Genomic DNA, 14,010 nt, shown 5'->3' on the forward strand with positions numbered 1-14,010 from the left:
CAATTTTCTTTAAGGAGGTGTGTTATTTTTGTAGTATCGGGGGGTGATAGAGGTTGAAGAAGCGTTATCTGCTTGTCACCTTTTTAGCTATGTTGGTCGCTTGTGGGGATAGTGGACTAGCAAATCAGGCAGTTAAAGAGGCGAGGGAGGCTTTTGAAGACGGATCCTATCAAGAGGGCGTCGGTTTTTTAAAGTTAGCAACTGATGAAAGTTCAAATAAAAAGTATCAGATTTGGCATGAGCAAGGGGAGGCTCTACTTAAGATGGTTGAATATGATCAGTTAGAGGACTTGGATAAACTGCTGTTGGCTTGGACGGATTTAAACTTAGTTGATAGTCAGCCAAGTTTTGTGAAAGATGAGGCCATTAATTATGTACGGTCTCAATTAAATTCTCTTGAGGAAAAAATTAACCGAGCCATTGAAGCAGAGAAAACGTCAGCTTATGATGAGTTAATTGCGTTAATTCGTTTCGTGGAAAAAAGGATGGGATCATTAAAACTATTTAGGGGAGAAATAGAGACGTTGATCGCCTTAAGAGATGAAATGGAGGGATTATCATGATGAAGAGAATCAGTGTGTTACTTGCACTTATGATCGCACTTTGTGCATGTGCAAATGAGACAGATGGGGAGAACGATAATCATAAAGAAGATATTTTGCATCGACCACGTTTGACAGAAAACGGGACGAATTTAAGCGAGCGTTCACTTGAAGAAGGGCTCAATTATATTGAGGCACTTGTGGGAGTCGATGAATTAGCAGCCGCTAAAGGTGTTTTAAACGAATTATTAGTCGAGTTAGATGATGAGGGAACCGATGAGCAACGAGAGCGTCTGAACGTTTTAAAAGAAACGCTACACGAAGTGGAGGTTCATGATCAGGAGCATAACCATGAATTTACAGGGGTTGATGCGGTTGCCTTAGCCGTGGATCGTTATGGATCTGACGAAGATATTGTCTATATGTATGACGAAAATCACGAACATTACGGCGATAATCAAATCGGTTATTACGTGGCCTTAAAGTCAAAAGTATTGCAAGAGACGGAAGGTGGCGATGGCATTATTTTGATGCTTTTCGTCGCTGAGGATGGCACGATTACAGAAATCTAAGAAGATGAGGAGGCAAACCGGGGAAGGTGGCCTCCTTTTTTATTTGCATACCTTTTATCAATAAAGAAATACTATTAATAACTATATTATTATTTTATAAGAAAACGCATTGACTTTCTTTCACGATAGTTTTATAATAATATCAGTAATTATTACTACTTTTAAAAATTAATTAGAAAAATTTAGGAAAGTACATCAAATAACCATAAAAATGAAGTACAATAGAGGAGAAGGAGGAGTTTCAATGTCAAAGAAAATTTATGATGTAATTGTAATTGGTGGCGGGGCTGCCGGAATGTCTGCAGGGATTTATTCAGGGCGCGCAAAAATGAAAACATTAGTGCTTGAGCAAGGATCAGTAGGTGGTCAAGCAAAAACAACAAATGAAATTGTGAATTACCCAGGGATTCGTCATACGACAGGGCCAGAATTAATGGAACAAATGCATTTACAAGCTGAAGATTTTGGTGTAGCTTTTGCTCAAGCTGAAGTGTTAGAAGCTCAACTTGAAGGTGAAATTAAAGTGTTAAAAACAACAAACGGGGACTATGAAACTCGTTCAGTGATTATCGCAACAGGTGCGACACCACGTACACTTGGATTCCCAGGAGAAGCAGAGTACCGTGGACGCGGGGTTGCTTACTGTGCAACGTGTGATGGGGAGTTCTACACAGGACTTGAGGTGTTTGTCATCGGTGCTGGATTTGCGGCAGCAGAAGAAGCAATTTTCTTAACTCGTTTTGCTCGTAAAGTAACAGTTATCGCCCGTGAGCCAGAGTTTACATGTGCAAAAACAATTGCGGATAAAGTTTTAGCTCATCCAAAAATTGAAGTTAAATTCAATACTGAAGTGGTAGAAGCAACAGGGGATGAATTATTACGTCGCGTTAAATTTATTAATAATCAAACAAATGAAACATTTGAACATGTGGCGCAAGATGATGAAACATTCGGAATCTTTATTTTCGCTGGATACGTGCCACAAACAAAAGTATTTAATGGTTTAGTTGACATGGATAAATTCGGATACATTATCACGGATGAAAACATGCACACAAGTGTTGAAGGTGTTTATGCAGCCGGAGATTTACGTCCTAAAGTATTACGCCAAGTGGTTACTGCTGTGGCTGACGGAGCGATTGCTTCTCTTGAAGCTGAAAAATATGTGGCGCATGAGAAGGAACGTTTAGGAATTGTAGAGGAAGAGGTAGAAGTTGCTCCACAACCTAAAGAAGTGAAAGAAGAAAAAGCACCAGCTAAAGAAGTAGCAAAAGGTGGACAATCTGCTTTATTAAATGATGCGTTACGTGGACAAATCGCTGGAATTTTAGGGCGTATGGAAAACAATGTTACACTTGTGACGATTGTTGATCCTGCTAATGCAAAATCGATTGAATTACGTGACTTAGTGATGGACATTGCGAATTTAGGAGATAAATTAGAGGCTATCGTCAAAACAAAAGGTGAAGATGTGGCGTTAGAAGAAAAAGTGAATGCCGATAAATTCCCAGTTGTTGCGTTACTTGACCAAGATGGAAATTATGCGGGTGTGAAGTTCCACGGTGTTCCTGGTGGACATGAATTAAATTCATTCTTACTCGCGATTTATAACTTAGCTGGACCTGGACAAGCTTTAGATGCTCAAGTATTAGAAGCGATTAAATCACTTGATAAAAAAGTAAATATTAAAGTGGCGGTTTCTTTATCATGTCACTTATGTCCGGATGTTGTTGTTTCAGCTCAACGTATTGCGATCGAAAATCCAAATGTAGAAGCTGAGATGTTAGACATCGCCAACTTCCCAGAATTAAAAACAAAACATAAAGTGATGTCAGTTCCATGTATGATCGTAAATGATGAAAAAATCGCGTTTGGATCAAAATCAATCCAAGAGATGTTAAACCTAATTGCTTAATGAGTCTCATAAACACAAGTTGCACACACACAATGTTAGAAAAAAATGCACGGAATTTTCCGTGCATTTTTTCAATGGTTGTCGAAAGTAAATGAAATGGTTTCTTGTGGGAACACTAATCTAAAAACGAAAAGAGGAGGCTTTTAAATGAATGTACAATCTCATTTATTGAATGATACTTTACGTCAACAACTGGCGACGGTTTTAAAACGGATGGAAACAAAGGTGACTTTAGTAACCATCGTGGATCCTCATCTAGAGGTGTCTCTTGAGTTACGTGATTTTGTGCTCGATCTTGCGAATTTAGGGGATCAGTTAGAAGCGATTGTCAAAATGAAGGGGGAAGATGTGTCTTTAGAACAGAAGATAAGGGTGGATAAGTTTCCTGTTGTTGCCTTGCTTGATGAGAAGGGGTGTTACTCAGGGGTGAAGTTTCATGCCGTTCCTGGGGGCCAAGAGATTAATGCGTTTTTATTGGCGATTTATAATTTGGCTGGACCGGGACAGGCCATCGATGAGCGAACGCTAGAAGCCATCCGTGCGATTCGTCAACACGTGAATTTAAAGGTTGTTGTTTCATTATCGAGTCGTTTATGCCCGGATGTCGTCGTTGCAGCGACGCGAATCGCTATTGAAAACCCCAATGTCGAGGCGGAAATGATTGATTTAGCCCATTTCCCACACCTTCAGGCGCACTATCAGATTACCGCAGTTCCATGCCTCATCCTTAATGATGATCACGTTTACTTTGGGGCAAAAACCATGGATCAACTGCTTCAACTCATTTCATAAGATTAAATCACCTCAAGCCGTTACGGTGGGATTCCCCACGCCATGGCTTGAGGTTTTTTTGTTGAGGGAGCGTACGGAGTTTAAGAAAAAAAGAAAAAGTGATAAATATTAGAAAAATTTTGTAGTATAATAAAAAATATGTATATTTTATGAGGGAAGGAAGCTAAATGGTTATAAAAATAAAGTCGATATTACTGCAATTATTTTTACTTGTATTTACCGCAACATTTGCATTTATTTTTACGGATGCGCTCATTCATCCCAATGCAACCTTTTTGCAGATGAGTGGGTGGAAAGTAGGCGGGCTCGCTTGTTTGATCGCTGCTTTTTTCTATTTTGCTTATCGGGGCATGAAGAAATTATCAACGCGTGGATTAATGATCGTAAGTCTTGTCAATCTAGTGCTTTTAGTGCTGTTACAACTTTTCTTTATTCGTTATTTTCAAGTGAATCCCACGTGGGATGTCGGGGATGTTTACCGAGCCGCACTTGAACAGAAAGATAGTTTTTATGCCTTGTCGGATTACTTTACGATCAAGTATCCGAATAATATTCCGTTGCTCATTGTTTTTATTCTCGGGATGCGGTTTTTAGATTTATTCGGGGTTACGAATTATTATTTTTATTTTACGTTTGTTAATGCCCTTGTCATCTTATTATCGATGGGTGGACTCTATTGGTTGATTCATCGCCATTTTGGCCTTGTCTCTGCCACATGGGCGAGTTTATTGATGTTATTTATGACGCCATTATATATGTACGTTCCTATCGTCTATACCGATACATTGGTCATGATTTTTCCAATTCTAGGGCTTATCCTTTATGATTTATTTTATCATTCGACGGATAGGCGCCGTTATGTCTACTTAATTTTATTAGGGCTTGTGTTATCGATCGGTGTATTAGTGAAGACAAATGCGATTATTTTAGTCGTTGCCATCCTGATTCATTATTTGATGATGAATCCAATGAAAAGATGGATTCAGTTGTTGATCGGTATTGCACTTCCATTTTTTATCGTGAATACAATCTATCAGTCACGAATCTCGCCCCTTTATCCGACAGAGAAATCAGAACTTGGATTTCCAATGACGCATTGGGTAATGATGGGGTTAGACGGAAACGGTGGATATTTTCATGAAGATGCCGAATATACGAATTCCTTAAAGTTAGAAGGGTTGACGAATGATCAAATTAAAGACATTCATCTAGATAGAATTAAACAACAGTTATCAGAGTATGGGGTTAGAGGGTTTCTTAACCATCTCCATCAGAAGATGAATTTCACTTGGGCTGAGGGGACCTATTTTATCCCTGAAAAGTTAAGCCGTCAGCCGATTGAGACGAATGTTTACCAAGCTTACGTGTTTGGTGATAAAAATCATCCGTATCTTTATGCCGTCCAGGCAATCCAGTTGGTCATGCTTGGATTAATGACGATCTCCGGTGTTTATTTATTTAAAAACCGTCACGCGTTTGTTCATGTGATGGCCATCACCCTCTTCGGTAACTTCCTATTTTTACTGATTTGGGAAACCCGCTCACGGTATTTGGTGCTCTATTTACCGTTAATGATGATGCTTTGCACGTATGCCATGGCATCTTTAAATAAAAATTCGATGAAGGGGAGTAGAGAACATGTCTAATATCATTTACTTTGTTGTTCCTTGTTATAATGAGGAGGCCGTTTTAGAAGTGACGGCACAAAAGTTAATGGAGAAAGTGGAGTCGTTAATTCGGCGGGACGTGATTTCTCCTAAAAGTCGAATTACTTTTGTTGATGATGGAAGTAAAGATCAAACGTGGCCAATGATCAAAGAGTTATCAACGACTCATCACTTAATCAGCGGGGTCAAGTTATCACGCAATCGGGGTCACCAAAATGCATTATTAGCCGGTCTTATGACGGTTAAAGATTTATGTGATGCAACGATTTCTTTAGATGCTGATTTACAAGATGATATTGATGTTATTGACCAATTTATTGATAAGTTTTTAAATGAATCATGTGATGTGGTTTATGGTGTGCGAAACGATCGGACAACAGATACGGGATTTAAACGACATACGGCACAAATGTTTTATAAAATAATGAATCAATTAGGGGCCGACATCGTTTATAATCATGCGGATTATCGATTGTTAAGTCGTCGGGCGTTAAATGGATTATCCGAATTTAAAGAAGTTAATTTATTCTTACGAGGATTAGTGCCACTTGTTGGGTATAAATCGGATGTTGTGTATTATGAGCGACATGAGCGTTTTGCAGGGGAATCGAAGTATCCGTTAAAGAAAATGATTGCCTTTGCGATTGAAGGGATTACTTCGCTTAGTGTGAAGCCGATTCGTTTAGTCACCACACTTGGGATTAGCGTTTTTGTTATTAGTTTAATTCCATTGCTATACTCTCTCGTCCAATGGATGAATGGGAATACGATTAAAGGATGGACGACGTTAATTTTATCGATTTGGACGCTAGGTGGATTGCAAATTCTTTGTATTGGTGTGATTGGTGAATATATCGGAAAAATTTATTTAGAATCTAAACAACGCCCTCGCTTTATTGTCGAGGAATTTATTAATGAAGTTGACTAATCAAAAAAAGTGCAGCTATCATTTCGGATAGGTGCACTTTTTTTTGGGTTCTTTGTCAAATAGTGTGGGTGAATAAAATCTATACATATAATCGGGAGGAATTAGGCTATTCTTTAGATGGTTTGATTCCTCTTCTTTTTTTGTTCAAAAGTGTATTTATGAATAATCAAAATTCTTGCTTTGAAATGGTAGAAACTACGATATCCAAAAGCGATTCGCTTAATGACTTTGATATTGTTGTTAATTCCTTCGAGTACTCCATTGGTATAAGGAGTTTCAATTGTATTTTTGACATAGTCTTGATAATGAGTGAGTGTTTTTAAAGCTGTTTTCATTTCGTGTGAAAGCAGATCAGAGGGGTGTTGAATGGCATGATGAAATATTTCAAGGTTACGAAGTTTAATAGCCTGTTGGACAGTTTGGTAGAAATCATAAGTCTCCTTTAGTTCAGGGTCTAGGGCTAATAAAAAGTCAATAATTTCTTGTTGAGAGATCATCTTTTTGAAGCAGTTGGAATAGAAGTAATGAGTGGCATTAAGATCTTCTTGGGCTTTTAAGAGAAGTCGCCAATAATGTTTGAATTTATTATAAAACTCTTTATTTTGATTCATGAAACGAATGCGTGTTTTATTAAGAGCACGAGAGATTAGTTGAACGATATGAAATTTATCTAAAACAATCTTAGCCTTAGGGAATACCTCTTTAATGAGTGTCATATAAGGGGCGTACATGTCAATGACGACGTGGGTTACACCTTCACGAGCTGCTTTAGAAAATCGCATAAAATAAGTCCTTAGTGTACTTAAGCGACGGTCTTCAACGATATCAATTAGCTTTCCATTGGACGCATCACAAAAAATGAAGGACATTGCTCCCTCGGCCGATTTAACCGACTTAAACTCGTCAAAACAAAGAACTTTTGGGAGAGAATTAAAGGGAAGCGGCTGTTCTTCATAGGAAGAATGAATGACGCGGTTAACGGTTGAATGAGAAACGTTAAGCTCACGTGCAATATCTGTTTCGGATTTCTTATGACTAGCTTCTAAAAAGATGGCTTGTTTTACGGGAGTGGAAATAAAACAATTAGGGTTAACAAGAGATGTTTCTAGGGTAAATGTTCGGTCACAATGACGGCATTTATAACGTTGTTTTTTTAAGTCTAGATAAGCATCAAATCCGGAAATTTTGACTAGCTTAATACGTGAAGTTTTGAAGCCGTGTTTAATGATATTTGAGTCAAAAGAATGACCACAGTGGTAGCAATGAGTCGGTTGAAAAGAAAGAGTTCCCAAAATAAGTTTAGAACGAACATTCTTAATCTGAGTTTCTTGGATACAATTTTTTGAAAAAGTAATATTTTTATCTTTTAAATCAAGTAAAGTTGAGATACAATTAGTGTGAGACATAAAACCAATCCTTTCGTGTTGTTTTAGCCGATTACATTGTATAGGATTTTGGGGACTATGTCTCTTTTTTTGTCTCAATATTTATGGCAATCAAAAAGGTGTGAGTAATCCCACCCACACCAAATATTATAGAACCTTTTTTTGTAGGGTTATTTTTTTAAGGCGAATCGTACCATGAAGAAGTTAATGATGATGGCGATTGGGAAGACAAAGACTGGGGCGATTCCTCCAGGAATACCGATGAAGATAAAGAAGTTGAGTAAAAACATATGAACGAAGTAGTTGATGAGGTGTGCGCCGGCAAATTTAATTCCATTTTGGGCGTTTGCCTCGGATTGGAAAGTAAAGAAGGTTGAAGCAAAGAAGTTAAAAATAAAGCTTAAGAGATAGCCGATCGTGTAGGCCATGTTGTAATTCAGTCCGATTCCGTATTCAAGGGCGAGGTAAATTCCGTAATGGAGGGCAGTTGCCAAAACCCCAACGATGATAAAGCGGATAAATTCAGCTAGTTTTGGATTGGTTTTAAGTTTATCAATCATGTTTCATTCTCCTTTTTTCTGATTGGTTTTATGATACGAGATTTTTCTTTCCTAACAAAAGGGTTTGATCAAGACTAAAGAAAAACACCGAAGAATCGGTGTTTTTTTGCTGTGAAACTTACGCAACGTAGTCAATTTTAAAGACAGGTGTCTGGTTGATCGTTGTTAATGTACATTCTTTAACGTCACGGTGAGCATTGAAAACCGGTGCAAGTAATTGCGCCAATTCAAAATCTTCTTCACCTTTTAAGGCAAGTGTTTCTGATTTATTGGCTTGATCTTGAGCCGCGAACTGTTGTTGGCGTGCTTTAATATAGGCATTTACTTTTTGCATTAAGTGTTCTTCATTTACTGTTGGGTTTGCGAACAGGAAGTTTAATACTTGGCTGAATGATGGATAACGTGGTTCTTCTTTCACTTGATTAAATAAATCAGTGTAGACTAAGCGGTCGTTTTCACGAAAGATGAATAAGTTTCCTGCTGCGTATTCTTTAATGTATTGATTGACCAATTTTAAAACTTCCATCATGTCAAGGTTACTAAACGCATCGACAACGCCTAACTCGTAAGCATTAATGACCATACAGTATTTTTCAGATGGTGTTAGTTGGTCAATATTCATGTTTTTTTCAAGTGGATAGGCCCCGATAAAGGCATTTTTTGTAAAGTCTGCTGGTTCTAAGTTTTCCCCTTGATCAACCGTCCAAATCGCTTGGTTTTCAATAATGAGTAAATCTTCTTTGGCGATATAGATCCCACATTGTTTGATATAGTCCGTGAACGGAAGGCAGTCGTTTGCGACGTAGATTGCAATGTTATTTTGTTCATAGTCTTCAAGATGTTGCTTAATAAAGTGGATGACGTCTTCTTTTTTCACGTTCGTATACATGGTTTGTTGCGCCGGTGTACAGTGGGCGATCGTATATACGTGTGATTCTTCTAATTCGTACACTTGTTTTTGTGAGGATTGTAAATAAACACAATCGACAGCGTTTGGTTGAAGTGCGAGTTGTTGCAATTCTTCGTGTGATGTCATAGGGAAGAATGTTTGGTTTTCAATCGATACTAAGATATCGGTCGCCATTTCTTTATCTTTAAACCCTAAAAGGTGCATTAGTTCTTTCATAAAGTGTTAACCCTCCATTTTTTACGATCAATTTAAGGCTATTATATCACATAAATCGAGGAAGGGGGCTAGTACATGGGAACTTTTTGAGAGGTACTTTTTAGGTGCTCTTGAAGGGTGGCCGCCAAGTTTTCTTTCATTAAAATAATGAGGTCGTCACCCGCCATCAGTTGGGTATTTCCCCGTGGGATAAGCTCGTCATTTCCGCGTTTGATGGCGATGAGTAGGCAATCGGTTGGCAGGTCAAGGGAGCGAACGAGGCATCCATCCATGCTAGAATCGGCGAAGACTGGAATTTCAACGAGGATATTTTTTTGACCGACGGTTAGGCTGCTTTTTCCACGCAGTAATCGGTGTAATAGGAAATCGTAGACTGGTTCATTTCTCAGTCCTTCCGCCACGGTGTAGGCGATAAGGCAGGTGAGAGAGAGCGGGAGAAGGTTTGTTAATGATCCCGTCATTTCGGCAATGAGAATGCTTCCGGTAATTGGGGCACGGACGATGGCGCTGAAATAGCCGGCCATCGCCAAAATAATAAAGTTTTGAATGAAGATTTCATCGACAAGATGGAGGCTTGCGAGAAGATGGCCAAAAATTGAACCGGTGAGCGCCCCGAGGACGAGGAGCGGAAAAAAGATTCCTCCTGGAACACCAGACGCGAAGCTCACCATGGAGAAAGCGAATTTGACAGTCAATAAAAGAAGTAAGGTCTTCATTGAAAAGAGATCCGCTGTTAATTTTTCAATCAATCCGTGCCCGCCCCCTAATACATCCGGTAAGATCCAAAGGAGGATCCCCGCAAGGAGGAAGGGGATAAGGGGATGATACTGTTTTTTTAAGAAGGTTAGTTTATCATACCCGTTTAACGTAGAGGCGAGTGTTTTATTATACAGGACGCCTAAAATTCCGGTTAAAAGTCCTAAGGCGACAATCCATCCATAGTGATGGAGGGGCAAGTTATGGATGAGGTCAAAGCGGAAGACCGGTTTTAAACCAAAAAAGTTTTTTGAGACAAAATCAGCTGTTAGCGCGGCGGACATGGCACCGACTAAAACGAGGGGTGAGAAGTGTTTGTGCACCTCTTCAAGCGCGAACATGACCCCAGCGAGTGGAGCATTAAAGGCGGCGGCTAGTCCAGCACTCGCCCCGCTTGAGAAGAGATACTTTTCTTCTAGCTTAGTTCGTTTGGTTAGACGGCTAACCCATTGGGCGGCGACGGCACCGAGTTGAATAGAAGGACCCTCACGTCCGACGGATAATCCCGCTCCGATACAAATCGTTCCTCCAATGAATTTGTTCATTAAGACGGAGAGGGGATTCATTTTAATTTTATTGGCTAAGGCGCCTTCTACTTGAGGGATTCCGCTCCCACAGATCATTGGTTCTTTGACCATGAGGCGACCGACGAAAAGAGCCGCTAGGATGAGGATGATGAACCAACCAAAAAACGCGAAGGGCGTCGGTTGATTGGTAACCCATTGTCTTAGCTGCTCCGCATACTGCAAAATGAGGCGGTAAAAGACGACGACAAGACCTGAGATGAGGCCGATGAGGATTCCCTCAAAAGCTAATTTAAGTTTAAGTTGTTTTAAGTAAGATAACGGTGTTTTTAATGATGACATCATACTCCTCCTTAAGTGAAATTAAATGGTTTGTTCTTTATAAAAAAGGGGGGCCTCCTATCAGGGAGGATGAGGAAATTTATCCTCTGTATGGACGTATAACTTTTTTAAGTTTACGGATAATAGTAGAAAGGTAGGTGGGTCATTCATGGATATTTTTAAGGTATTTAAGGGTAAGAAAGGAACTAAAAAGCCTGTTTCAGAACCGACGCCACATCGAATTCATCACGCATTAGATGAAAATTTACAGACGATTAAAACGAGGTTAGGAAACGCCAACGATTTGTTAGTTCGCACGCTGACATTAAAGGGTGCTGAAGATGTTTCGGTCGCCATTTTAGGAATCGACGGTATTATCGATACGAACCAAGCTGAACAGTTTATTGTTCATGTGTTAAGTATTGATCTTTCTTTAGTTAAGGAATCGAATACTCGAAGTTGTGGCGTTTTCCAGACGATTTTTGAGTCTCGAATCAGTATGTTAGATGCGAAATGTGGACAGTCGTACGAGGATCTTTACACGAATCTTATTAACGGCCATATTATTGTTCTTGTCGACGGTGTCGACCAATTTATGATGTTTGACTGTAAGGGATGGCAAATGCGTTCGATTAGCGAGCCACAGACGGAACAGTCGCTTTATGGTCCGAAAGATTGTTTTGTTGAAACGATTCGTACGAATACGGCGACGCTTCGTCGGCGAATTAAGGATCCGAATTTGCGATTTGATGCTCATGTGGTGGGAACGGTGACTCAGACGGATGTTTTTGTGGCGTATATTGAGGGAATTGCGAATAAAGAGTTGGTTCATACGGTGAATAAACGGATTGAGAGTTTAGATATTGATGGGATTGTGAATTCGAGTGAGCTCATGCAGTTAATTGAGGATCATCATATCACGTTATTTCCGCGGTTGATTCAAACGGAGCGTCCGGATAAAACGGCGGCCGCTCTTATGCAGGGAGAAATTGCGATTTTTGTTGATGGTTCACCTTTTGTGACCACGGGGCCAGCTTATTTTGCTTCGATGTTTCAGGTGACGGATGATTATTATTCGCGACCTTTTATTGCAACGGTCACTCGTTTATTACGATACGCGGCCTTTTTTATCGTTCTCCTCGTTCCCGGCTTGTACGTGGCTATTTCGACGTATCATCAGGAGATGATTCCAACGGTGTTATTGATTACGATTATTAATCAACGGAGTGCTAACCCGTTTCCAACATATATTGAAACATTAATTATGTTAATTTTGTTTGAAATTATCCGGGAAGCGGCGCTTCGTAAGCCTAGTGTAGTTGGGGATTCGATGACGATTGTAGGATCGTTGATTATCGGACAGACGATTGTTCAAGCAGGATTAGTTTCGTATATTGTCATTATTATTGTTTCGATTACATCGATTGCAGGATTTATTTTATCAAGTACCCGTTTGTCGAATGCGATGCGTGTTTTAACGTTTGCCTTCTTATTTTTAGGAGCTGCTTTTGGACTTTACGGAATAACGATTGGTGTTATTTTATTGATTTTACACTTGTCTTCTTTAACGACGCTCGATCAACCTTACTTAGCTCCGATGGCGCCATTAAACTTACATGATCAGGAAGATCAATTTTTACGCTTACCCCTTTCTTGGATGAAGTATCGTCCAAAAATTTATAAAACGACGAATCGGGTCCGTCATAATCTTAATCAGGAAAAAAGGAAGGAGGAGTAGGCGTGAGACGTTTGATGTATGTCATGGTCATGTTAATGGCCATTAGTTTAAGTGGATGTGGCCATAAAGTGGAGATGAGCCAAATTGGAATTGTAGCGGGTCTTGGGATTGATCAAACGGAAAATGGGTATTTAATGACGGCCCAAGTTGTTAATCCCTCTTCTATTGCCGGGAATCAGCATGATACGTTATCCGTTTTTTCAATCTCGGGTGAAGGTGAGACGTTATTCGATGCTTATCGATCACTAAATTCACTAACAGCTAAGGTGTTGTACTTGCCGCATTTAAGTGTGATTGTGGTTAATGAAGATATAGCGCAATCGGGAATTGATCCCGTTGTTGATTTTGTCTTACGTAATGTGATGATTCGCCCCAATATTACGTTAGTCGTTGCGAATCATACGACGGCCCGTGAGGTATTGAATGTTCTTACTCCAAGTGAACAAATTCCGATTAATCAACTCAATTCGTTATCTAATCTCTGTTTGACGTGTACGGGACGAGAAGTCAATTATAACCTCTATCAGGTCAGTGGAATGGTTAATGATCCAAGCTCTAATATTGTATTAAATAGTGTATCAATTGATTCTAAGGAAAAGAGCGAGGAGGGAGATATTCAAAATGTTTTACAGATGGAGGCGCCTTCTCAACTCAAAATTGATTCATTAGCTGCATTTCAAGGGGATCAATTGGTTGGATACTTAACGAGTAAAGAGGCTCAATATTATAATTTATTAGTTGGAACGAGTAAGCGTTATGTTGTGACAACAGTACTTGATGATGAATATAAGCTTTCTTATGAGGTGCGTGAATCGAAAGTAGAGATAAAACCTGATTTAGAAAAAAATAAGGTAATGGTAGATTGTTCAGTTAAAGGAGTTTTAATGGAGAATGGGTATCCTATAGATTTAATGAATCCCGATAACGTGAGTGATTTAGAGGCCGCATTAGGAAAGCAGCTAAAACAAAATATACAGTCTCTTATTGATAAGACGCAAAACGAGTTAGCGTCAGATATTTTAGGCGTGGGTGGAAAGGTTCATCAGAAAAATCCAAAGAAATGGGCGGAAGTGAGTGGATACTGGGAAGACATCTATCCGAAGTTAGAGTTTGACGTGAAAGTTAAATTAGAGATTACATCTGTTGGTGATGTGGCTAATTTACAGGAGTAGAAAGTAGGTGAT

The 14,010-nt window shown here is 39.4% G+C and carries 12 protein-coding genes; 8 read left to right on the forward strand and 4 right to left on the reverse strand.

What is annotated here, in order from left to right; translation table 11 throughout:
* Positions 1–53: 53 nt before the first annotated feature.
* The 6 genes from AC6I0I_RS02450 to AC6I0I_RS02475 all read left to right on the forward strand — a co-directional run bounded on the left by AC6I0I_RS02450 (position 54) and on the right by AC6I0I_RS02475 (position 6,416).
* Complete coding sequence (locus AC6I0I_RS02450; protein WP_161832099.1) at positions 54–563, forward strand: hypothetical protein; 510 nt, start codon at positions 54–56, stop codon at positions 561–563.
* On the forward strand, positions 560–1,114 hold the full coding sequence (locus tag AC6I0I_RS02455) for a hypothetical protein (protein WP_161832100.1): 555 nt from the start codon (positions 560–562) through the stop codon (positions 1,112–1,114). The genes AC6I0I_RS02450 and AC6I0I_RS02455 overlap by 4 nt, the downstream gene beginning before the upstream one ends.
* Positions 1,115–1,358: 244 nt before the next feature.
* The gene (locus AC6I0I_RS02460; RefSeq protein ID WP_262953535.1) at positions 1,359–3,029 is read left to right on the forward strand and encodes an FAD-dependent oxidoreductase; all 1,671 of its coding nucleotides are present in this window, start codon (positions 1,359–1,361) and stop codon (positions 3,027–3,029) included.
* Between the two features lie 147 nt (positions 3,030–3,176).
* Positions 3,177–3,821 carry a thioredoxin family protein gene (locus AC6I0I_RS02465; RefSeq protein WP_262953534.1) on the forward strand — a complete coding sequence of 215 codons (645 nt, stop codon included), beginning with the start codon at positions 3,177–3,179 and terminating at the stop codon, positions 3,819–3,821.
* Positions 3,822–3,988: 167 nt separating this feature from the next.
* Positions 3,989–5,467, forward strand: a complete 1,479-nt coding sequence (locus AC6I0I_RS02470) for a glycosyltransferase-like membrane protein (protein ID WP_262953533.1) — start codon at positions 3,989–3,991, stop codon at positions 5,465–5,467.
* Positions 5,460–6,416 carry a glycosyltransferase family 2 protein gene (locus AC6I0I_RS02475; protein ID WP_262953532.1) on the forward strand — a complete coding sequence of 319 codons (957 nt, stop codon included), beginning with the start codon at positions 5,460–5,462 and terminating at the stop codon, positions 6,414–6,416. Before AC6I0I_RS02470 ends, AC6I0I_RS02475 begins: the two co-directional genes overlap by 8 nt.
* 113 nt (positions 6,417–6,529) lie before the next feature.
* On the opposite strand, the gene AC6I0I_RS02480 is transcribed toward AC6I0I_RS02475, so the two are convergent.
* From AC6I0I_RS02480 to AC6I0I_RS02495, 4 genes are all read right to left on the reverse strand, one after another.
* On the reverse strand, positions 6,530–7,822 hold the full coding sequence (locus tag AC6I0I_RS02480) for an ISL3 family transposase (protein ID WP_497993653.1): 1,293 nt from the start codon (positions 7,820–7,822) through the stop codon (positions 6,530–6,532).
* A gap of 149 nt (positions 7,823–7,971) precedes the next feature.
* On the reverse strand, positions 7,972–8,361 hold the full coding sequence (locus AC6I0I_RS02485) for a GtrA family protein (RefSeq protein WP_161832105.1): 390 nt from the start codon (positions 8,359–8,361) through the stop codon (positions 7,972–7,974).
* 118 nt (positions 8,362–8,479) lie between these two features.
* Positions 8,480–9,487, reverse strand: coding sequence for a hypothetical protein (locus AC6I0I_RS02490; protein WP_262950155.1), 1,008 nt, complete (start codon positions 9,485–9,487; stop codon positions 8,480–8,482).
* A 68-nt stretch (positions 9,488–9,555) separates the two neighbouring features.
* Positions 9,556–11,109 (reverse strand): ClC family H(+)/Cl(-) exchange transporter, encoded by a 1,554-nt coding sequence (locus AC6I0I_RS02495; RefSeq protein WP_262950156.1) that lies wholly within the window; start codon positions 11,107–11,109, stop codon positions 9,556–9,558.
* A gap of 148 nt (positions 11,110–11,257) precedes the next feature.
* Between AC6I0I_RS02495 and AC6I0I_RS02500 the strand changes: the two genes are divergently transcribed.
* Both AC6I0I_RS02500 and AC6I0I_RS02505 read left to right on the forward strand, forming a co-directional pair.
* Positions 11,258–12,826, forward strand: a complete 1,569-nt coding sequence (locus AC6I0I_RS02500; RefSeq protein ID WP_262953677.1) for a spore germination protein — start codon at positions 11,258–11,260, stop codon at positions 12,824–12,826.
* A 2-nt stretch (positions 12,827–12,828) separates the two neighbouring features.
* Entirely contained in the window at positions 12,829–13,998 is a 1,170-nt protein-coding gene (locus AC6I0I_RS02505) for a Ger(x)C family spore germination protein (RefSeq protein ID WP_262953676.1), read from the forward strand.
* The last annotated feature ends 12 nt before the right edge of the window (positions 13,999–14,010 follow it).

The organism is Turicibacter sp. St.80E1, assembly GCF_059728495.1.

Coding starts and splice junctions, on each gene's coding strand:
- AC6I0I_RS02455 (WP_161832100.1), top strand. CDS start 560: ATGATGAAGAGAATCAGTGTGTTACTTGCACTTATGATCGCACTTTGT.
- AC6I0I_RS02460 (WP_262953535.1), top strand. CDS start 1,359: ATGTCAAAGAAAATTTATGATGTAATTGTAATTGGTGGCGGGGCTGCC.
- AC6I0I_RS02465 (WP_262953534.1), top strand. CDS start 3,177: ATGAATGTACAATCTCATTTATTGAATGATACTTTACGTCAACAACTG.
- AC6I0I_RS02470 (WP_262953533.1), top strand. CDS start 3,989: ATGGTTATAAAAATAAAGTCGATATTACTGCAATTATTTTTACTTGTA.
- AC6I0I_RS02475 (WP_262953532.1), top strand. CDS start 5,460: ATGTCTAATATCATTTACTTTGTTGTTCCTTGTTATAATGAGGAGGCC.
- AC6I0I_RS02480 (WP_497993653.1), bottom strand. CDS start 7,822: ATGTCTCACACTAATTGTATCTCAACTTTACTTGATTTAAAAGATAAA.
- AC6I0I_RS02485 (WP_161832105.1), bottom strand. CDS start 8,361: ATGATTGATAAACTTAAAACCAATCCAAAACTAGCTGAATTTATCCGC.
- AC6I0I_RS02490 (WP_262950155.1), bottom strand. CDS start 9,487: ATGAAAGAACTAATGCACCTTTTAGGGTTTAAAGATAAAGAAATGGCG.
- AC6I0I_RS02495 (WP_262950156.1), bottom strand. CDS start 11,109: ATGTCATCATTAAAAACACCGTTATCTTACTTAAAACAACTTAAACTT.
- AC6I0I_RS02500 (WP_262953677.1), top strand. CDS start 11,258: ATGGATATTTTTAAGGTATTTAAGGGTAAGAAAGGAACTAAAAAGCCT.